The 20,574-nt window shown below is 65.8% G+C and carries 19 protein-coding genes; 8 read left to right on the forward strand and 11 right to left on the reverse strand.

Translation table 11 applies throughout. The features are described 5' to 3' along the window. Positions 1 to 2 precede the first annotated feature (2 nt). Entirely contained in the window at positions 3 to 1,061 is a 1,059-nt protein-coding gene (locus tag M2432_RS21610) for a phosphotransferase family protein (RefSeq protein ID WP_280828882.1), read from the reverse strand. Between the two features lie 95 nt (positions 1,062 to 1,156). Here M2432_RS21610 and M2432_RS21615 point away from each other — a divergent pair, with 95 nt between their 5' ends. After that, the gene (locus tag M2432_RS21615) at positions 1,157 to 2,008 is read left to right on the forward strand and encodes an alpha/beta hydrolase (protein WP_280828883.1); all 852 of its coding nucleotides are present in this window, start codon (positions 1,157 to 1,159) and stop codon (positions 2,006 to 2,008) included. Here the strand turns inward: M2432_RS21615 and M2432_RS21620 are convergent. Next, positions 1,990 to 2,541 carry a helix-turn-helix domain-containing protein gene (locus M2432_RS21620; protein ID WP_280828884.1) on the reverse strand — a complete coding sequence of 184 codons (552 nt, stop codon included), beginning with the start codon at positions 2,539 to 2,541 and terminating at the stop codon, positions 1,990 to 1,992. The two genes, M2432_RS21615 and M2432_RS21620, sit on opposite strands and share 19 nt — an antisense overlap. A 160-nt stretch (positions 2,542 to 2,701) precedes the next feature. Between M2432_RS21620 and M2432_RS21625 the strand changes: the two genes are divergently transcribed. From M2432_RS21625 to M2432_RS21635, 3 genes are read left to right on the forward strand one after another with little or no spacing between them, the layout of a single operon-like run. Then, on the forward strand, positions 2,702 to 3,631 hold the full coding sequence (locus M2432_RS21625) for a metal-dependent hydrolase (RefSeq protein ID WP_280828885.1): 930 nt from the start codon (positions 2,702 to 2,704) through the stop codon (positions 3,629 to 3,631). 21 nt (positions 3,632 to 3,652) lie between these two features. Next, a complete protein-coding gene (locus M2432_RS21630; protein ID WP_280828886.1) occupies positions 3,653 to 4,819 on the forward strand; it encodes a hypothetical protein in 1,167 nt (388 codons plus the stop codon). After that, positions 4,816 to 5,268: a VOC family protein gene (locus M2432_RS21635; RefSeq protein ID WP_280828887.1), complete on the forward strand. Its 453-nt coding sequence runs from the start codon at positions 4,816 to 4,818 to the stop codon at positions 5,266 to 5,268. Before M2432_RS21630 ends, M2432_RS21635 begins: the two co-directional genes overlap by 4 nt. On the opposite strand, the gene M2432_RS21640 is transcribed toward M2432_RS21635, so the two are convergent. From M2432_RS21640 to M2432_RS21660, 5 genes are read right to left on the reverse strand one after another with little or no spacing between them, the layout of a single operon-like run. Beyond that, positions 5,265 to 6,128, reverse strand: a complete 864-nt coding sequence (locus tag M2432_RS21640; protein WP_280828888.1) for an acyl-CoA thioesterase domain-containing protein — start codon at positions 6,126 to 6,128, stop codon at positions 5,265 to 5,267. The two genes, M2432_RS21635 and M2432_RS21640, sit on opposite strands and share 4 nt — an antisense overlap. Positions 6,129 to 6,147: 19 nt before the next feature. Then, positions 6,148 to 7,242, reverse strand: coding sequence for a Zn-dependent alcohol dehydrogenase (locus tag M2432_RS21645; protein ID WP_280828889.1), 1,095 nt, complete (start codon positions 7,240 to 7,242; stop codon positions 6,148 to 6,150). 23 nt (positions 7,243 to 7,265) lie between these two features. Next, positions 7,266 to 8,735, reverse strand: a complete 1,470-nt coding sequence (locus M2432_RS21650) for an AMP-binding protein (RefSeq protein WP_280828890.1) — start codon at positions 8,733 to 8,735, stop codon at positions 7,266 to 7,268. A 2-nt stretch (positions 8,736 to 8,737) separates the two neighbouring features. Further along, on the reverse strand, positions 8,738 to 9,466 hold the full coding sequence (locus M2432_RS21655; protein WP_280828891.1) for an SDR family oxidoreductase: 729 nt from the start codon (positions 9,464 to 9,466) through the stop codon (positions 8,738 to 8,740). Next, positions 9,463 to 10,284 carry an FCD domain-containing protein gene (locus M2432_RS21660; RefSeq protein ID WP_280828892.1) on the reverse strand — a complete coding sequence of 274 codons (822 nt, stop codon included), beginning with the start codon at positions 10,282 to 10,284 and terminating at the stop codon, positions 9,463 to 9,465. Before M2432_RS21660 ends, M2432_RS21655 begins: the two co-directional genes overlap by 4 nt. A gap of 87 nt (positions 10,285 to 10,371) precedes the next feature. Here M2432_RS21660 and M2432_RS21665 point away from each other — a divergent pair, with 87 nt between their 5' ends. The 4 genes from M2432_RS21665 (at position 10,372) to M2432_RS21680 (ending at position 16,878) form a co-directional block, all read left to right on the forward strand. Continuing rightward, positions 10,372 to 11,538 carry a cytochrome P450 gene (locus M2432_RS21665; protein WP_280828893.1) on the forward strand — a complete coding sequence of 389 codons (1,167 nt, stop codon included), beginning with the start codon at positions 10,372 to 10,374 and terminating at the stop codon, positions 11,536 to 11,538. An 86-nt stretch (positions 11,539 to 11,624) separates the two neighbouring features. Then, positions 11,625 to 13,088, forward strand: a complete 1,464-nt coding sequence (locus M2432_RS21670) for an aldehyde dehydrogenase (RefSeq protein ID WP_280828894.1) — start codon at positions 11,625 to 11,627, stop codon at positions 13,086 to 13,088. Further along, positions 13,085 to 14,827 carry a hydantoinase B/oxoprolinase family protein gene (locus M2432_RS21675; protein ID WP_280828895.1) on the forward strand — a complete coding sequence of 581 codons (1,743 nt, stop codon included), beginning with the start codon at positions 13,085 to 13,087 and terminating at the stop codon, positions 14,825 to 14,827. The genes M2432_RS21670 and M2432_RS21675 overlap by 4 nt, the downstream gene beginning before the upstream one ends. Further along, on the forward strand, positions 14,824 to 16,878 hold the full coding sequence (locus M2432_RS21680) for a hydantoinase/oxoprolinase family protein (RefSeq protein ID WP_280828896.1): 2,055 nt from the start codon (positions 14,824 to 14,826) through the stop codon (positions 16,876 to 16,878). The genes M2432_RS21675 and M2432_RS21680 overlap by 4 nt, the downstream gene beginning before the upstream one ends. A 32-nt stretch (positions 16,879 to 16,910) precedes the next feature. Here the strand turns inward: M2432_RS21680 and M2432_RS21685 are convergent, their stop codons facing one another. The 4 genes from M2432_RS21685 to M2432_RS21700 all read right to left on the reverse strand — a co-directional run bounded on the left by M2432_RS21685 (position 16,911) and on the right by M2432_RS21700 (position 20,407). Next, entirely contained in the window at positions 16,911 to 17,897 is a 987-nt protein-coding gene (locus M2432_RS21685) for a nitronate monooxygenase (protein ID WP_280828897.1), read from the reverse strand. A gap of 7 nt (positions 17,898 to 17,904) precedes the next feature. Next, positions 17,905 to 18,297, reverse strand: a complete 393-nt coding sequence (locus M2432_RS21690; protein ID WP_280828898.1) for a tautomerase family protein — start codon at positions 18,295 to 18,297, stop codon at positions 17,905 to 17,907. A gap of 140 nt (positions 18,298 to 18,437) precedes the next feature. Then, positions 18,438 to 18,881, reverse strand: a complete 444-nt coding sequence (locus tag M2432_RS21695) for a DUF664 domain-containing protein (RefSeq protein WP_280828899.1) — start codon at positions 18,879 to 18,881, stop codon at positions 18,438 to 18,440. 74 nt (positions 18,882 to 18,955) lie between these two features. Continuing rightward, on the reverse strand, positions 18,956 to 20,407 hold the full coding sequence (locus M2432_RS21700; protein ID WP_280828955.1) for an RNA polymerase sigma factor: 1,452 nt from the start codon (positions 20,405 to 20,407) through the stop codon (positions 18,956 to 18,958). Positions 20,408 to 20,574: the final 167 nt, after the last annotated feature.

The following is a 20,574-nucleotide window of genomic DNA, read 5'->3' on the forward strand; positions in this document are numbered from 1 at the left end:
CGTCACGACCGCAGGGCCTCAACTGCCCACCGGGGCAGTAGTGGGGCTCGCATGAAACCGTGCTCGTGCTGGCCGAGGTTGCGCAGCAGCACCTGGATGCGCACGATGCAGCACGCCATGCGGATCATCGAGAACATCTCGTAGAACTCGAGGTCACGCAGCGGGCGGCCGATCATCTCCTGGTACCGCGCGATGACGCGCTCACGGCTGTCGAAGCCGGGCAGTTCAGGGTCGGCCGTCAAGCCCTGGACTTCGAGCGTCTGGCGACGGGTGGCCAGCCACCACCCGAAGTCGGCCTCAGCCGGGCAAATACACGCCTGCTCCCAGTCGAGCACTCCGACGATGGTTCCGGTGTCGTCAAAGATGGTGTTGGACAACCGCGCATCGCCCCAACTGAGCCCGAGCGGCCCCGGGTCCTCGGGCTGGTTGCGCTCCAGCCAGTCGAACGCCTGCGTCATCAGCGCCGGGACGTCGTTATCGGTAGACCAGGCGAGATACTCGCGCCACCAGATGATCTCGGGTCCGACACCGACGCCGGTCGGCCGGCGCAGCCACGGCACGTCCTGTTCTGGTATCCGTTGCAGGGTGGCCAAGATATCGAGGAACGAATCATGAAGGCGGCGTTGCACTTCCGGGCCAGCATCATGCAGCCAGCCGCGGATGTTGTAGGTCATGTCCGGCGGCGTGCGCCCGACGATGCGTGGCATCACCATGAACGCCGAACCAAGCCAGCTGCTATCGCCTTCGTAGTAGATGGGAGACGGAGTCGCCACACCGCGCGGTCGCAGCAGTTCCTGGGTGTGCGTCTGCCCGGCAAGGTCGTACTCGGGGAACAGCCCACCGCCGGCGGGTGGAATTCGGATCACGTACTCACCGGCCGGTCCGCAGTCCCCGGCACCGTCGACCGAGAAGGCCAACGTCTCGCTGGACCATCCGGAGGCTCGGTTGGCGGCCTGCAGTTCCGACACCGCCAGATCGGTGCCGAACCGGTGCGCGAACCAGCCGCGCAGCTGTTCTCGGGTCTCAGCCAGGTCGCGCTGCTGCAGTGTGATGCCCGCCATAGCCGAAACTGTTACACAGAAGGGTGTGTATGTAAAGCAATTTGGATATTACGTTGATACCGTTTCGTGTAACACGATCCAGGGAGCGTTTGCGCATGACCGAACCTGTTGCACCGACCTTCGGCGACATCGACGATCCGGCTCGCCCGCTGGCGGTTCTGGTCCACGGATTCCCCGACACCCCGTACACATGGCGACATCTGGGACCGCGGTTGGCCGAGCGCGGTTACCGCGCGGTGGCGCCGTGGCTGCCCGGCTACGGTGCGCCGCATTCCGGCCCGGTGAGTGTGGGCACCTATGTCCGGTACATCCTCGACATCCGCGACACCTACCGCGGTGACGAACGCGCCGTCCTGATCGGTCACGACTGGGGCGCCAACGCAGGGTATGGCGCTGTCAGCGCCGACCCGTCGGCGTTCGCCCGGCTGGTCACCATGGCGGTGCCGCCCACCGCCGTGCTAGGCCAGGGGCTGTTCAGTTACGCGCAGCTGCGTCGGTCGTTCTACATCTGGTTCATCCAGCAACCGGGCCTGGCCGAGATGGCGCTGCTGGCCGAAGGGTTCTGGGAGTCGCTGTGGCGCGACTGGTCGCCCGGGTACGACGCGACTGCCGACCTGGCCGAGCTGCGCCGCCACGTCACGGCCGAGACCATCGGCGGGGTGATCAACCCGTACCGGGCGTCGTTCAACCCCGACTGCGCTGACCCCGTCGCCGAGGTCGAAGCGCTGGCCGCAATGAATCTGCCATCGATTCCGACGCTTTACCTGCACGGACGTCAGGACGGCGCGATCGGTGCAGAGCTCGTCGACGACGCGTTGACCAGCCTGCCGGCGCCCGGATCGGCGTTCGAAATGCTCGAGGGGGTCGGTCACTTTCTGCATCTGGAGGCCCCGGATGCAGTCGCAGAGAGGATTGTCGGCTGGCTGGCTCAGCCTGCCGCGTTATGAACCAGGCGCCGGCGGCGGGGGTCCAGCCCAGCGGCCAGCCGCAGCTCGGCCAGGAACTGTTCGGGGGTGCCGCCTTGGACGAGGTAGTGGCATACGGCGATGCGGACCACCGCCGATGCGGCGGTGTCGGCGTTGGGGCCGCGTAGCTCGCGGCGGATCCGGTTGCGGATGATCGGCAGCACCTTGCGCATCTGGTTGAGGACGTGCTCGGGCTCGATATCGACCACCGCCGACGCGGTGTGGAAGTTCTGGAACTCGACGATGAAACCGAGCACCGCGTCGAGGCGGTCGTCGCCGCGAAGCCCCGCAACCGCGGTCGCGATACCGGCGTCGAAACGGTCCTGCTCATAGGCGGCGAACTCGTCCATCAGCCCCTCGCGGGTGCCGAAGTGGCGGTACAGGGTGGGGCGTGACACCCCGGCCTCGGCGGCCACCTCGGACAGCTGCAGATTGCGCATACCGCTGCGCGTCAGCACCACCCGGGTGGCGTCCAGGATGCGTCGCCGGGTGGACTGTTCGGCATCAGAACTCATTCGCAGCCATCCGATCCGCTGTGCCAATTGCTTTACATGTATGACCCATGGTGTCACACTTAGGCCGTTCGTAGCGAGGTTCGCTGCGCTGTTCGGTGAAACACCGGCCTTCTACTACGTCAACCACAGTCGCGAAGGCAGTCCCGGGAGGTCTCGATCGATGACGGACTTGGTGGTCCGCAAGATTCGATGGGAATTCGACGCCAGCGTGCCGTTCAACTGGCAGCCGGCCAATCCGAATTTCAGCATCTTCTGCAATGCCTTCACGTTCATTGCGGTCCCGTTCGAGAAGTACATCATTGCGTCGCTGCGCCGGGCCCAGGACAAGCTTGACGAGGACCCGGAGGTCGCAGCCGAGGCGGAGGCATTCCTGCGCCAGGAGGCCCAGCACGCCGCCGCGCACCGCAAGCACATGCTGGCGCTCATCGAGCGGTATCCCGCACTGGAGGGCGCGTATCAGGGTGCGGTGGCGTCGTATGACCGTTTGATCGAAGAGCATCCGGTGGAGTACCACGCCGCCTACGTCGCCAACCTGGAGGCGACGTTCACGCCGCTGTTCAAACTTGTTCTAGATAACCGTGATTCGCTGTTCGGCGGCGGGGACAGCCGCGTCGCCTCATTGATGGTGTGGCACTTCGTGGAGGAGATCGAGCATCGTAGTTCCGGCCTGATCCTCTATCGCCATCTCTGCGACAACTCCTGGTACCGGACCAAGCAATTCAGGGCGACGTTCAACCACGTGTCCGCCGTGATGGCCGACATCGCCGCGGCGTTCGACGAACACGTCCCGCCGACTGACCGCGGCGGTGCTTCGGCCGTCGAGTTGATGTCGCCGAAGCTGCTCATCGGGGAGTTGCTTTTCCGCGGCCCAGGTAGCCGAGGCAGGCGTGCCCGACATGCCGGTCCGCCCACCTTGTTCGGTTCGGTACCCACTTCGCATCTGGTGAAAATGGTTTACCGGCTGGTACTTTCGCAGACCCCGAACCATGATCCGGCCGATCAGCCGTTGCCCGAGTGGGCGGACACCTGGATGCGCGCCTATGAGAACGGCTCGGACATGACAGATTTTTTCGGCGCCGCCGCCAACTGATCCACAGGAGGGTACGCAACAGTGCTGTCGACCAACTACGGCGATCTGGTTCCCGAGGACGAGTTCCTCACCCACCAGATCGTCGACACTTTCGCCACCGTGAGCCAGTCCGATCCGTCATGGACAGAGAAGATTTGGAGCATGGCGCACGCGCGGGACAACTCCCTGCAGTTGGTGCTCGGCGTCGGCAAGTACACCAACCGCGGGGTGTTCGACGGCGCGGCCGGGGTGTGCCGGGGTACCGAACAGTGGACAGTGCGGGCCGGACGCCGACTGTCGGCGGATCCGTCGGCGGCTGATATCGGGCCGATCCACTACCGCGTCGTCGAACCGCTGAAGTCAGTCCGTATCAGCCTGGACCCCAACGAACACGCGCCCATCGCGTTCGACGTCGTGCTGACCGGGGATTTCCCTGCGGCACTGGAGGATCCGTGGCCGGACCGCAGCCCCGACGGTTATCGCGTCACCCACAACGTGTTGCGGTATCACCAGGTTGGCACGGCCAGCGGCTGGGTGGAACTGCACGGTGAGCACACCGAGGTGAACAGCGACGAGTGGATCTCCGTGCGCGATCACTCGTGGGGGCTTCGGCCCGGTGTCGGCAAACCGATTCCGGGGCTGCCGCGGCGCGGTCGGCACAAGATCGAGCAGATGTTCATGACCTGGGCGCCCATGACGCTGACCCGGCCCGATGGGTCGAAGTACTCGATTTTCCTGTTCTACCAGGAGGAGAAGGGCCCTGGCTTCAGCCAACTGCGTTACCAGGCCGAGCAGCAGAACGACGACGGGACGGCGTTCAGGTTCCCGGCCGTCGAGCAGGAGTTGCACTTCGAGGACGGCAACCGGCGGTTCACGCACGGCACCATCACGCTGGTGCAGGAGGACGGCACCAAACGGCCTCTGACGGTAACGGCTGCCGGTGCTACCGGTTATCACCTGGGGCCGGCGGGCTACTACGGCTGGAACGACTGGGTGTACGGCGAGTGGGTGGGGGAGTTGCGGGTCGAGGGCAACCACGTCACCGGCTGCGACAAACCTGAGGTGGCCCGCCAGGTGCACCAACTGCGGGACCTGCTGGTCAAGGTAGAGGACCCAGTCGGCGGTGGGGTCGGTCTGGGCGATCTGGAGACTTTCGCGCTCGGCGCATTCCCCGAACTCGGTCTGACAGTGGAGAATTCATTCCTGTGACGATCCTTCACCATGCGGGTGTGTGCGTGCGCGACATGGAGCAGTCGCTGCAGTTCTACCGCGACGGACTGGGCCTGACCGTGCTGGTCGACAAGGTACTGCCGGGCGACATGGAGCCGCTGCTCGGTGTCCATACCACCGAGACGCGCACCGTGTTCCTGGGCGATCCGGCCAACACGGACTCGGGCATTGTGGAACTGTTGGACCTCGGGGTCCGCGAGATCACTGACGGCGCAGCACAATCCGGCTCGCCCACGCGCGGGGTGTTCCTGCTGGCAATTCAGGTCGACATCGAGGCGACCCTGCAGCGGCTGGCCGAACTGGGGCTCGGTGGGCCGCCCCGGATCATGCCGCTGCCGAACGGAAAGAGCGTGGCCACGGTGGTGGACCCGGACGGTGTGGTGGTGGAACTGCTTGCGCTGGGCCCGCTTTCGATCATGTCCGGCTAGAAGATGGTCTTCTGCCGGCCCGCGGAGTTCTGCCCCTGCGGGAAACGGCGCAGCAGTGCGTCCTGCACGAAGGACGCGACGACGGTGCCGTCCTCGGCGAAGATGTTGCCGCGTCCGTAGCTGCGTCCACCGCGGCTGACGACCACCTCGTGGTCGATCAGCAGCCAACCGCGCGCGTCCAATTCGCCGTGGAAGGACAGCGTCTGGGTGAGGACGCCGGTGGACACCTCCTTGTGTGCCATCGACTGGCCGAGGCCGGCATGTGGCCGCATCGCGGTGGCGATCAGCCAACCATCGGTGGTGTGCGCCACCAGCGCGCGGTGCACGGCGGCGCCATCCGGGGCATCTGGAAAACGCACCCACAAGCGCAGCGACGCCGGGCCGGTCAGCGCGGGATCCCTGACGTCGACATCGCCGACGACGATGGTCTGCGGCGCGGTCAGCGGATGCGGTTGTGCCTTGGCCGGATCGGGTGCCTCGACGTCGGGCATCGGGACCTGATAGCGCACCAGGTCGGGCTCGGCCACGTCGAACAGCACCAGTGCGCGCGCACAGACCTGTTCGTTCTGCACGAAACTCACTGTGGCACTGCCGATGTTGCGACCCTCATGCATCGGGTCGACGAGGATGTCGACCGGTTCGGTGAGGCTGACCCCACGGGCAAACAGCATCTGCAACGTCTTGACCCGCTTGTCCGGCAGCCGCCGGCTCGCCGCCACGATCGCCTGGCCAAGCAGTTGTCCGCCGAACACGACGCCGCGGCCCTCGGTGAAGTACGGCGCGCGCAGCGCACCGTCGGGTTGCTCGACCAGAGTCAGTGCGGCTATCAGTTCGTCGTGCAGGGCACCGGCAGATGTCATGTGCTGATCTCCGTTCTCGTCACTCCCCGTTGACGATCACCGACCGGATACCGCTGCCGGCGCGCAGATCGTCGAACGCGGTGTTGACCTCTTCGAGCTTGATCCGGCTGGTGATCAACCGTTCCAGCGGTAGCCGCCCGGCTCGCCACAGATCCAGCAGCATGGGAAAGTCCCGGCCCGGCACCACGGAACCGTACTGACAGCCGACCAGTGTCTTGCCGTGCATGTAGAGGTCGTAGGCGGACAGGGTGACGGTCTCCTCAGGGGGAGCCGCCCCGACGATGCAGATGGTCCCGCCGCGGCGGGTGGCCTCGACCGCCGTGGCGATGGTCGATCCGCGACCCACCGCTTCGAACACATAGTCTGCACCGCGACGCCCGGTCAGTGCCCGGATCTGCGCGACAACGTCTCCCGCATTGGGGTCGATCGCGTGGGTGGCGCCCAATTCGATTGCCGCCATGCGCCGTTCGGCGACCGGATCGACGGCAATGATGTCGGCGGCCCCGCGCACCTTGGCCGCCATCAGGGTGGCCAGCCCTACGCCACCGAGCCCGATGACGGCGACCGTGCTGCCATGTTGGACCGGCGTGGTGTTCAGCGCGGCTCCAGCACCAGTGGCGACTCCGCAGCCGATCAGAGACGCGATCTCCAACGGGATCGCCGGATCGATCGGCACCACGGCGCGGGCCAGACAATTGGTGGCCGTGGCAAAGCTGGACACGCCCATCGAGGTGAACAGCGGTGTGCCGCCGGTGTCAGTGGCGTACGGCATGGAGTATGTGTCACGGATGGCGTTGCGGCACAGGTGAACTTCACCGCGCTGGCAGAACCAGCAGTGCCCGCACGCGGCCACCCAGGCCACCACCACATGGTCGCCGGGCTTGACATGGTGGACGTCCGAGCCCACCGCCGCAACCACGCCCGCACCTTCGTGACCGAGCACGCAAGGGGTTCCGGCCGGCAGCACACCGGTGGCCTGCGACAGGTCGGAGTGGCACACCCCACTGGCGGCGATTCGCACCCGGACCTGATCAGCGGCCAACGGCGCGAGCTCGATCTCCTCGATGCTCAACGGCTCGCCGATGCCGCGCAAAATGGCGCCATGTTCCGTCATGGATTCTCCAATCTTGTTGTGCGTCAGCCGCCGCGGGCGGCCACCATTGCCGAACGGTTCACCTTCGTTGCTGCGGTGCGGGGGATTTCGTCGATGTATTCGACGGTCTTGGGCACCTTGTAGCCGGCCAGCCGAGCCTTGGCGAATGCGATGACGTCCTGTGCATCGGGCGGATCGGCGGGTTCGGTCGGTTGGACGACGGCGTGCACACGCCGGCCCCAGTGCGCATCGGCGAGACCGATCACCACCACGTCGGCAACCGCGGGGTGGTCAATCAGCGCCGTCTCGACCTCGGCGGGAAACACATTGGCACCGCCGGTGACGATCATGTCGGTGCGCCGGTCGGCGATATAGAGGAACCCGTCGGCATCGAGATGGCCCAGATCGCCGGCCGAGGTGAAGCCGTCTGCGGTGGTCGGTAGTGGCGGCGCGCCCCCGAGGTAGCGATAGCCGTCGCTCATCGCCGCCCGCAGATAGATCTCGCCGATTTCACCAGGGGGACAGGGACTCCCGTCGGGATCGAGGATTCGGAGCTCGGTATCCCGGAAGCCGCGGCCCACGCTTCCTGGGTGGTCGAGCCACTCGTCGCCGCGCAGCGTGGTCAAACCGAGGTTCTCGGTCATGCCATAGGCCATCACCACCCTCTGCGGGCTGAGCAGATCGAACCACCGCCGCAACAGGGTGGGCGGCATGACCGCGGCGCCCTGCATGATCCACTCGACGCTGGACAGGTCCCGTTGGTCGACGTCGGGCCGGTCGGCGATACGCGACAGCATGGTCGGTGTCGCGGTGAAGTGGGTGACCCGGTGGCGCTCGATGACGTCGAGTACCGTTGCGGCGTCAAACTTCTCGAGCACCACCAGGCGGTCACCACCGAGCAGATACGTCAGCGGATTGAACCCGTTGGTGTGGTACATCGGCGCGGGCACCAGGATGGTCTGCGGTGTGCTCACCGGCGCCCAGTGCGTCATGAACGGCGTGCTCTTGGCCGGCGACCAGAGCGCCGGTGAGGTATTGAGGATGATCTTGGGCAGCCCAGTGGATCCTGAGCTGCAGATGCCGTTGAGCGCGGGGGAGGTCACCTCCGGCAGGGCCGCGTCGTCGTGCCGTGAGGCTTCTCGAGCCACGGCGTCAGCGGTACCGGAGTCGATGACCAATTTGGCGTCGATGACAGCCAGCAGCCGCTGCTGTTCCCACTCCGGTAGGTCCCAGCGCATCGGAATCGGGATGGCCCCGACCTTCCAGGCCGCCAGCGCACCGAGGATGAGCTCGACCGAGTTGGGCACTGACAACGCGACCAGATCGCCAACGCCCACGGCGCGCTCCGCGAGCGCCCGAGCCCACTGATTTGCGTTGCATTCCAGCGAGTTCCACGTCAAGGTCCGTTCGGACCCGTCGGTGCGCACCAGAGTCAGCGCGATCCCGTCGGGATCTGCCTGCGCGCGGGCGGTCAGTTGCGTGCCAAAGGGAACGCCGTCGGGGCACGAAGTCATGGTCAGCTGCGCACCGCGCGGCGTTGGACCTCCAGCGGAACCACGGGAGGCCGGGCGGTCGGGCCCCGGGTGATCGCGTTCAACCGGATCTCGGGCAGGTCCACCGAGGGTGGCACGGTGTCCAGCCAGGCAACCGCGTTGGCGACGTCGGCTGTGGTGACCGCGTACATCTCGAACGGAACATCCTGCAGCATCTCGGTTTCCACCGGCCCGGGTGTCACCAGATTGACATTGATGCCGTCGCGGTCGACCTCCAGCGCCAGTGCCCGCGCGAATGCGTTCATACCCGCCTTCGAGGCCGAGTAGGCGGTCCGGCCCGGCATCGGTTCGTGCGCGGCCGACGATGACACGAAGATCAGCCGCGAGCCGGGCTTCATCAGCGGCAGGACGGCCTGGGTGACCACGAAGCACGAATCGAGATTGGCCGACATGGTGGCCCGCCACTGTTCGAAGCTCTGTTTGCGGGCATAGGTTCCGTCGAGCACACCAGCGGCGTGCACGAGCAGATCGACCCGGTCCAACCCGGCCAGCGCCGCGGCGAAGGACTCTGGGTCGGAAGCGTCGGCCACCACCCAGCGCGCTGCCATGGGCTCGGCGGCCGCCCGCAGCGGCGCTTCGGTACGTGCGGTCAGGATGACGTCGTAGCCCCGCTCGGCAAGCGCTGTGCCGCAAGCCTTTCCGATTCCACCGCTACCGCCTGTGATGACGGCGTTACGGTGCGGTGTGGTCACTGCGTGTTCCAGTCCCGGGCGCGCGCGAGCATCGCCGGTGAGGTTGCGATGATGCGCTGGTTGCCGTTCTCGGACAGGACGTAGGTCTGCGCATCGGCCAGGTGCCGGGTGGCGATGTTGCGGGCGCGTTCGGTGTCGCCGAGTTCGATCGCGTCCGCGAGCGCGGTGTGGGTCTTGAGCACCGCGCGCCGCTGCGCCACCGAAGGACCCTCGCCGGTGGCGGAATTGTGCTCCGCCCGGCGCTGTTCGTGGCCGCTCCACAGCGCCTCCAGGCTGCCGACCACCGCAACAACCGTCGCGTTACCGCAGCCGGCCACCACGGCGTCATGGAACTGCCGGCCCAGGTCGGCGAATGCCGGGCCGTCCTCGAGTTGGTCCGCCATCGCCTGGTTGAGCCGTTGCAGTTCCGGCACCACGGTGCTGGCCCGGTCGGCGCGCTGCGCGGCCAGTGCCGCGCAGCTGGGCTCGAGGTCACGCAGCGCGGCGCCCAGGTCGCCGAGGGCGACGTGCTCGCTTTGCAGTACCAGACCGAGCATGTAGGCGGCGCTGCTCTTGGTGGGGGCATGCACGAAGGCGCCACCCTGATTACCGCGGCGCACCGACACCAGACCTTCGGTTTCCAAGATGCGCAGCGCTTCTCGCAGCGATACCAGGCTGACGTTGAACCGCTCGACCAGCACGGCCTGCGGCGGCAGCAGGTCGCCGTCGGCCAGTTCGCCGTCGACGATCTGACGGCGCAACTCGTCGGCGACGGTCTCAGCGATGCGCGGCGAGGTCAGCCTTCGCCGGGTCTCCCGGCCCACACCTGTCGTTGTCATCAGAAGTCCCATCCGTCCACGATCGGCCACCTAAAGCGCTATCTTAACAAAATAGCGCGCTTGGGAGATCGAACGAAAGGGAACCCAGTGAGAGTCCCACACGTAGACGACCCGCAGTTCTGGCAGCAGGGCCCCGATGCCGAACTGGGTGATCTGCGCCGGCGCTGCCCGGTGGTCCACCAGCCCGAGGGGCAGTACTGGGTGGTGACCGGGCATCAGCAGATCGCCGAGATCAGCAAGGACCCAGTGAGTTTCAGCTCTGCACGTGGTGTGCTGATCGTCGACCGCGGCCGGGCGGTGGCAGCGGCCGACTCGCTGCTTTATGTCGATCCGCCTCGGCACGCCGTACTGCGGCGCGTCATCAACCGCGGCTTCACCGTGCGCCAAGTGGCTGCTTTGCGGCCGGTCATCAAGAAGATCGTCACCGAGGTGCTCGACGCCGTCGAACCGGGTGCCCCTGTCGATGCAGTGGATGCCCTCTGCGCACCGGTGCCGTTGCTTGTCATCGCGCATCTGCTGGGGGTGCCCGCTGCAGATCTTCCGGTCTTCCGTCGGTGGACGGACGCAATCGCTATTGCGGCAACGGATTACACCGATCCCAGAGCCATGGAAGCTGCCGGGTTCGTCGTCTACTTCAACGACAAACTCGATCAGCGTGCAGCGGATCCGAATCCGCCCGAGGACATTCTGACCGCCCTGACCGCCGATGCCGAGTTGACCCGGGCCGAGCAACTCGGGTTCTGCATGAGCCTTCTGGTTGCCGGCAACGAGACCACCCGGCATCTGATCAGCGGTGGATTGGTGGCGCTGGCCGAGCATCCGGATCAGCGGGCACGGCTGGCTGAGGACGAGTCACTGGTGCCCGAGGCGGTCGAGGAGATGCTGCGCTGGGTGACACCGATCGTGGCGATGGCGCGCACCACGACCTGTCCGGTGGACCTCGCCGGTGAGTCGGTGGGACCCGACGAGTACCTGGTGATGCTGTACGCGGCGGCCAATCGTGACGAAGCGGTGTTCGGTGCCGACGCCGACCGGTTCGACGTCACCCGATCGCCGAATCCACACCTGGCGTTCGGCATTGGCGAGCACTTCTGCCTCGGGGCTCAGCTGGCTCGACTGGAGACGGCCATTGTGTTCACCGAGGTGTTGCGGCGCTGGCCGCACTACCGGCTGTGCGGCCAGCCGGAAATGGGCGCCTCGACGCTGCTGAGAGAGACGGTGCGGTTGCCCATCCTGTTCGATCCGCCGAGCTGATGCCGTTACAGATCAGACTTAAAGTGTTATCTTTACTAAGATTGCGCAATAGCTGGACCAGGTTAGAACTCCAAAAGGCGGTACCTGTGCGCTCCTACGAACAGATCTTCGTCGGCGGCAAGTGGTGCGACCCGTCGAGTGATCAACGCATCGACGTGGTCTCCCCGCACACCGAAGAGGTCATTGCACATGCCCCCGCGGGATCTGTTGCGGACGTCGACGCCGCGGTGCGGGCGGCCCGTACCGCATTCGACCACGGTCCCTGGCCGCGGCTGCAGGTCGCGGAGCGCATCGCCGCAGTGGAGAAGCTGGCCGCCGTCTACGGCAGCCACATCGACGAGATGGCCGACCTGATCACCGCGCAAATGGGCTCACCCGCCAGTTTCAGCCGACTAGGTCAGGCCTCAGGTGCGGCCACCATGATGCAGCTGGCGGTACAGACCGCACGTACCTTTCCGTGGGAGCAGCGCCGCGCCGGGTTGCTCGGTCCGGCTCATCTGCGTCGTATGCCGGTCGGCGTGGTCGGGATCATCATTCCCTGGAATGTTCCGCAGAACCTGTTGATGCCCAAGCTGATTCCCGCACTGATCGCCGGCTGCACCGTGGTGGTGAAGCCCGCGCCGGAGACGCCGTTGGACACGCTGTGGGTGGCGCAGATGTGCGAGCAGATCGGCCTGCCAGAAGGTGTGGTGTCGGTGGTGCCGGGCGGTGCAGACGTCGGCGAGGCGCTGGTGCGCCATCCCGGCGTCGACAAGATCGCCTTCACGGGCAATTCGGCCACCGGCCGGCGTATCGCCGCGCTGTGCGGCGAGCAGCTCAAGCGCTACAGCCTGGAACTGGGCGGCAAGTCGGCGGCCATCGTGCTCGACGATGCCCGCATCGACAAGACCGTGGCCGGACTCAAGATGGCCAGCCTGATGAACAACGGGCAGGCGTGCGTGGCGCAAACCCGGATCCTGGTCAGCGAACGCCGCCACGACGAATTCGTCGACGCACTGGAGCAGATGATGTCCGAACTTGTGGTCGGTGACCCCACCGAACCGGCTACCGACATCGGCCCACTGGTGTCGCGGCGCCAGCAGCAGCGGGTCTGCGACTACATCCGCTCCGGTAGCGCCGATGGCGCCAAGCTTGTGCTGGGCGGAGACGACAACCCTTGCGGGCGTGGCTGGTACGTACGCCCCACGCTGTTCGCCCGGGCGGACAACGACATGGCCATCGCCCGCGAGGAGATCTTCGGCCCCGTGCTGACCGTCATCCCGTACGCCGACGAGGCCGACGCCATCCGTATCGCCAACGACAGTGAGTTCGGACTGGCCGGCTCGGTGTGGACCCGTGACGTCGCACACGGGCTTGAGGTGTCCGGGCAGGTACGGACCGGCACCTTCGGCATCAACATGTACATGCTCGACATCTCCAGTCCCTTTGGGGGTTTCAAGCAATCGGGCATCGGCCGCGAGTTCGGCGAGGAAGGCCTGGCCGAATACACCGAACTGCAATCCGTCGTCAGTGCGGGAAAACTGCCGGACCTCGAGGGGGGACACGAATGACCGAGAACACCGTGGACAACGTGACGGCCAGCGTCATCCGGTCGGCGATGGAGACCATCTGCTTCGAGATGGCCACCTACGTCTCACGGACCGCAACCACGCCCATCCTCAATCAGTCCAATGAGCGCAATGCCACCATCCTCGATGCGACGGGCAAGCTCGCCGCGCTGTCGGTGGGCATCCCGCAGTTCATGTTGTCCTCAACGCTGCCAGTGCGTTTCGCAGCGGAGTTCTTCGAGGGCGAGCTGTATCCCGGCGACGTGATCCTGGCCAACGACCCCTATCACGGTGGCGGCCACCTGCCCGACGTGAACGTCTTCTCACCGGTGTTCGGACCGGATGGGGAGTTGGTGCTGTTCGCCTCCATCCAGTGCCACCACGGTGACACCGGTGGTGCGATGGCCGGCGGATACAACGTGTTCGCCAAGGACATCTGGAGCGAGGGGGTGCGCTACCCGTTGCTCAAGATCGTCGAAGCCGGCAGGGAACGTCGCGATGTCGTGCTGACCATGCGCGCCAACAACCGGCTGCCCGGTTTCATCGGGGATCTGCGCTCGCAGGTAGGGGCCGCGCAACTCGGTGCGCGGCGGCTGACCGACATGATCGCCGAATACGGCGTGAAAACCGTTGATGGAGCGGTGAAATGGTCGGTCGATGACGCCACCCGACGATTCTCCGCCGAGATCGCCCGGTGGCCCGACGGCACCTACGAGGCTGACGCTTATTGCGACTCCGACCCGGCCGGCAACCAGGATCTGCATGTGCACGTTGCCATCACCGTTCAAGGAGATCGGCTGGTGATTGATTTCGAAGGCTCCGACACCCGCCCGGAGATCAACGGTTGGTCGACGTTCGGCAACACCCGCGGCAACGTGATCGCGCAGCTGGCCACCCTGGTCGACCCGTCGATACCCAAGAACGAGGGCTTCTTCAACTGCATTGATCTGCGGGTGCCGGAGGGCTGCTGCCTGAATCCTGTTGAAGGTAAACCGGTTTCCAGTGGTACCCACCATCCCGGTGTCGAGGTGGGAGACGCGATCGCGATAGCGATGAGCCAGATCATCCCGGACCGGTGCTGCCCGCAGGCCTACAAATTCGGCAGTCCCCGGCAGATGTGGGGAGACCAAGACCCTCGCACCGGCAAGTCGTTCTTCGACCATGGCGGTGAGGTCAGTGCGGGGTGGGTCAGTGCTGCCCGCGGGACCGACGGCTGGGGTGCGCTGTCGGCGTCCAATGGCAACCTCATCAAGGCCAGTGCCGAGATCAATGAACAGTTGTTCCCGCACATCCTTCGTGGCCGTAATTACCGCACCGACTCCGGTGGGCCGGGGCAGTGGCGCGGTGGGTGCGGCAGTCACTTCGTCAAAGAAGTGCGTACCCCTACGCAGGTGAACCAATACGTCGTCAACCAACGGCACACCCACCCGGGCATCGCCGGCGGGCACAACGGCGCCCCCGATCACTGTGTGGTCGGGACAGAGGTTGTCGACCCCGCGGTTTCGGGTCTGCCGCTGCAGGCCGGTGAGCGCATCGTCTACGACTTCGGTGGCGGGGGCGGCTGGGGTGACCCACTGCTGCGCGACCCGCAGGCCGTGCTCGATGACGTGTGGGACGAATACGTCTCTGTCGGCGGTGCCCTGCGCGACTACGGCGTCGTGATCACCGGATCACTGGCGGACATGACCCTGGCCGTCGACCTTGAGGCAACCAAACTCGAACGGAAGCAACGCAACTCATGACGGAATCTACCGGCGACTACCGGATCGGCGTCGACGTCGGCGGCACCTTCACCGACTGTGTGTTGCGCCGTCCAGACGGTGCGGTGGTGATGGACAAGGTGCCGACCACGCCGCGCGACCAGAGTGAGGGAGTACTGGCAGGCATCACCAGGCTGGCCGACGCGGAGAACATCTCGGTGCAGGAGCTGCTGAGCCGCACCCGCACCATCGTGCACGGCACGACTACAGCCGACAACGCGATGATCCAGATGACCGGTGCGCCAACAGGTCTGATCGTCACCCGAGGCTTTCGTGACGAGATCGAATTCCGGCGATGCTACAAAGAAGACATCTGGGACCCGACGCTGCCGGCGCCCGAACCGATCGCACGGCGCCGGGTCCGCCTCGAGGTCGATGAACGGATGACCGCCGAGGGTCAGGTGGACACACCGCTCGACGACGAGCAGGTGCGCAAGGCCGCAGCCCGTTTGCGGGCGTTCGGAGTGACCTCGATCGCGATCAGTTTCCTGCACTCCTACCTCAACCCGGATCATGAACTGCGCGCCCGGGAGATCGTCCTCGATGAATATCCGGACGTCGAGATGATCTCGCTGTCCCACGAGATCATGCCCAAGCCACCGGAATTCGAGCGCACCTCGACCACACTGGTGAACGCCTACGTCGGTCCGCCGATCGCCGGCTACCTGCAGCGGTTGACCGCCAGACTTGCCGAGGTCGGCTACCGGCACCAGTTGCTGGTGGCCACCTCAGCAGGCGGCATCGCGACGGCCGACGCCGCTGCCCGACGCGCTGTCGCCACCGTCGGCTCTGGGCCGACGGGCGGGGTCAGTGCGGCTGCGCGGGCAGCACAGCGGACCGGTATCGGTGACGTTGTCAGCGTCGACATGGGTGGCACCAGCTACGACGTCTGCCTGATCAGGGGCGGCAAGCCCGAGATCAAGATGGACTGGAACTGGTTCCACCGCTACTGCATCGGACTGCCGATGATCGACATACCGTCGGTAGGTGCCGGCGGTGGGTCGATCGCCTGGGAGGAAGGCGGAGTCCTGCACGTCGGCCCGCAGTCCGCACAGAGCGAACCCGGGCCGGTGTGCTACGGCCGCGGTGGCACTGAACCGACGGTCACCGATGCCGATCTGGTGCTAGGCCGTTTGGCGCCAACAGGTTTCAACAACGGGCGGATGATCTTGGACATCGAGGCCGCCCGAGCTGCGATCGAAAAGCTCGGCCGCCGAGTGGGTTTGGACGTCGAGGACACCGCTGCGGCCATCGTGCGTCTGGTCGACGCCAACATGACCGATGCGGTACGCCGGGTTCTGTCGCTGGCCGGGGCCGATCCACGCAAGTTGTCACTGGTGGCATTCGGGGGGATGGGCGGCGTGCATGCAACCACCCAGGCTCGCGAGCTGGGCATGACACGGGTGGTGATACCCCGGGCGGCAGCCGGGCTCTCCGCACTCGGCCTGCTGACCGCCAACCACGTGATCGACGAGTCGCGCGGTTACATCGCGCAGTGGGCCGAAGCCGACCGCGCACACCTCGGCCGACTGGCGCGCGAACTGGGTGACAAAGCCCGGGCCGAATTCGCGGTCGCCGGTGTGTCGGAGAGCCGAATCCAACTGCAATGGTCGCTGCTACTGGTGTATCCGGGACAGACCTTCGACACGGCGATCAGCGTCGAGGACCCGACCGATGTCGAGGCCGCGGTTGCGGAATTCCATCGCATCAACTCCGAGGCGCGGCTCATCGAGTCCCGCGCGCAGGAGCCCATGGTGCGTGGTCTGCGATTGACCGCGGTGGGCGCGGTGGAGCAGGCCAACCCGATCACATTGCCGAGCATCACCGACATCGAGCCGCTCGACCACCGCCGGATTCACATCGGCGGCCACTGGCATGACGCCGCGGTGTATGACATGGCTGCTGTGCTCCCGGGCGTCACGGTGTGCGGGCCTGCAGCCGTGGTGAGTCCGTTCACGACGGTGATCCTCGGCCCCGGCGAAAACGCGCATGCAGACACCGACGGTGACCTGATCATCGAGATCGAAAACTGACGCGACCTGGAATGCCTAACCGCTGCAACACATTATCCGCATGCCCTGGCACAGCTCCCGGATATCCGTCCTAGGACGGTGGTCGCTTCGCGCTCCATTCGTTCCAGAACTGCGGCCGCGACGGGGTGGTCGTGGATGATGCCGATGCCTTCACCGATGTGGATGTCGGCGGTATCGAAGTCCGCCGTGTCGACCGCTGCGCGGTAATCACGTTGAACATCAAGCAGATTGGCCCGCAACGCGTCCTCGTTGCCGTACCAGCGACCGACGAAGTCGTTGCGCAGTGCGCGCCCACCGTAGCCCTGCGGCCAGGGATATCCGCGCACGATGTCGTACACCATGGAACGCACCGTGTCATCCGAGCCCGCGGCAAGAGCGCGATCGCGCGCAACCATTGACACGGGCGATTCCTGCGCCGCCCACAGCCGCGATCCGACGACGGCGCCGTCCGCGCCCAGCGAGAGTGCCGCTGCCAGACCGCGCCCATCGGCCACGCCGCCGGCCGCGAGCACCAGGGTGTCCGGGGCCCGCTCGGTGACCAGGTCCGCGATCTCGGGAACCAGCGTGAAGGTGGAACGGACGCCCTTACCGTGCCCGCCCGCTTCGCCACCTTGAGCCACCAGCACCTCGGCGCCCAGGTCGATACCCCGGCGCGCCTCTTCCAGATCGTTGACCTGGTTGATGAACGGAATTTTCGCGGCATGTATCCGGTCGGCGAAAGGAGCCGGATCGCCGAAGGACAACATCAGAGCCGCAGGGTTGCGGGCCAGAACCAGGTCCAGCAGTTCGGGCCGCTCGGCCAGCTTCCAGGCGATGAAACCGACCCCGATGCGGGTGTCTGCCGCTGCGGCGAATTGTGCATCGAGCCACCCGCTGTCGCCGTAGCCGGCGCCCAGGACTCCGAGGCCGCCGGCGCGGGTGACCGCGGTGGCCAGGCGGGCATCGGCGAATTTGTCCATGGGTGCCAACAGGATCGGCACCGTTAGTCCGAACCTCGACGTGAGTCGTGTGGTGATCATCGAAACCTCAGACCAGTTCGCCTGTGAGGAACTGCGCGCGTCCTTCGCCGAAAGACCAATCAGCGTCGCTGTTTTCGGTGATCGACACGATCAGGTCCGCGGCATCCAGGCCACAGTCGCGATGCAGATTCTTGGCCAGCAATTCGTAGAACCGTTGTTTCTGCTCTGCGGTGCGACGACGGCTGACCATCTGGATGATCACCAGCTTGTCGGATCGCTCGATTCCCAGTCCGGTGTCCAGCGCGACAACCTCATCGGGGTCGCGGACGTCGACGATCTGGTACCGGTCACCCTCGGGGACGTCGAACGCTGTTACGACAGCCTGGTGCGCACTGTCGAGCAGCTGACGGATCTCTTCGGGGGTCCGGCCCCGGATGACGGTGAAGTTCAACAGTGGCATGACCGCCCACCTTTCTTTATATCCTGCCTGCTCTAACGTCGTTGACACACAACGTATTGCGATTGCGGGACAACGGCCACGACCAAGATCCTCGAAGCTGGTAGCAAGAATCTCCGACTGCGTTCGCAGGGACCCGTCGCCTACGGCGAAACGGCAGTGTTGCTCTGGAGCAACAGATCCCGGGTGATCTCCATATGCCCGACATGCTGGGCGATGTCTTGGAGGATGTGCAACAGGGTCCATTCGGGCGTGGCAGTGGCGAGTACCGCGGCGCGGGTGGTGCCGCCTCGGATTCCGTCGGCGAGTTCGCGGTCTCGGATGCCATCGGTGACCGCCACCTCGACCCAGCCGGGAAGCCGTTGTTGCAGGGCGGTCAACCGACCCAACAGTTCATCGACCGTCCCGGTGGCGGTGAACTCGGCCGATCGATCTCGCGGAATCCGTTGGCCCGCAATGAAAGAGCCTGCCCAGTAGTCGACCACGCCAATGCAGTGATTGACGATGGCATAGCAACTGTTGGCGCCGGGCAGGTCAGGCCGGAGATTGGCCAGGTCGTCGCCGAGGACGGTGAGGATGTCAGCCATCGCTGTGAAACATTCGGCCGAAATTGCCAGCATCGCCTGTGCGAGGGGATGCTGGCCTTCGACGTGAGTCACGGCTAGTCGAGGTAGTCGCGCAGCACCTGGGAGCGCGACGGGTGCCGCAGCTTGCTCATGGTCTTCGACTCGATCTGACGGATGCGCTCACGCGTGACGCCGTAGACCTGACCGATCTCGTCGAGGGTACGGGGCTGACCGTCAGTCAGACCGAACCGCAGCCGGACCACGCCGGCCTCGCGCTCGGACAGCGTCTCCAGCACCGACTGCAGCTGATCCTGCAGCAGCGTGAAGGACACCGCGTCCACGGCGACAACAGCTTCGGAGTCCTCGATGAAGTCACCGAGCTGGCTGTCGCCCTCGTCGCCGATGGTCTGGTCGAGCGAGATGGGCTCACGCGCGTACTGCTGGATCTCCAGCACCTTCTCCGGCGTGATGTCCATCTCCTTGGCCAGCTCTTCAGGTGTGGGCTCGCGGCCCAGATCCTGGAGCAGCTCACGCTGGATGCGGCCGAGCTTGTTGATCACCTCGACCATGTGCACCGGGATACGGATGGTGCGGGCCTGGTCGGCCATGGCGCGGGTGATGGCCTGCCGGATCCACCACGTCGCGTAGGTGGAGAATTTGTACCCCTTGGTGTAGTCGAACTTCTCGACCGCGCGGATCAGGCCCAGGTTGCCTTCCTGGATCAGGTCCAGGAACGCCATGCCGCGGCCGGTGTAGCGCTTGGCCAGCGACACCACCAGACGCAGGTTGGCTTCGAGCAGGTGGTTCTTCGCGCGGTCACCGTCGCGGCAGATCCACTGGTAATCGCGCCGTTGCGCGGTGGTGAGCTTCTCGCCCTTCTCGGCGAACTCGAGCATCAGCTGGGTGCAGTACAGGCCGGCCTCGATGCGCTTGGCCAGCTCGACCTCTTCCTCGGCATTGAGCAGCGCGACCTTGCCGATCTGCTTGAGGTAGGCGCGGACCGAGTCAGCCGACGCGGTGAGTTCGGCGTCCTTGCGAGCCTGCCGCAGTGCCTCGGATTCCTCTTCGTCCCAGACGAAGTCGCCGGAGGCCTTGTCCTTCTCACTGGGCTCGTCGGGGGCATCGGCATCGGCGTCGCCCTCGGCGGCCTTGGGCGCGGCTTTGGTGCCGTCCTCGTTGGCCTCGCTCGCCTCGGCCTCGTCCTCATCCTCGTCGTCATCACTACTGTCACCGGCGTCATCGTCGTCGGTGTCGATGTCGTCGAGTTCCAGGTCGGCGTCGTCGACGTCCAGATCGTCGCCGGGCTCGGCGACGAGTTCATCGTCGTCGGTGAGCTCGTCAGTGGCCTCGACGGCGTCATCGGGCTTCTTGGTCGAGTCGGCCGCCTTGCGGGGGGCGCGCTTGGCCGGGGCCTTCGCAGCCGCCTTCTTCGCCGGGGCCTTGGCGGCCTTCTTGGCGGGGGCCTTGGCCGCGGCCTTCTTCGCGGGGGCCTTGGCTGTGCGCTTTACCGGCTCGTCGGTTGTCTCGCTGGCCTTTGTCGCTGCCACGGCCACCCTTTCGGTCATGCGTTAATCCGGTAGGCGTGGGCGTGCGCCACCGAAATGCGTCGGCTGTCGAATGTTGGCGTCGATCGTTGCGATCGGATGCTCGCCGCTATCCGGTTGCGCGGCCGCCGTTGACCATTGTAACGACAAGGTGGCCATTAGCCGTACCA

Source organism: Mycobacterium sp. OTB74, assembly GCF_029892685.1.
In the GTDB taxonomy this organism is placed as follows: Bacteria; Actinomycetota; Actinomycetes; order Mycobacteriales; family Mycobacteriaceae; genus Mycobacterium.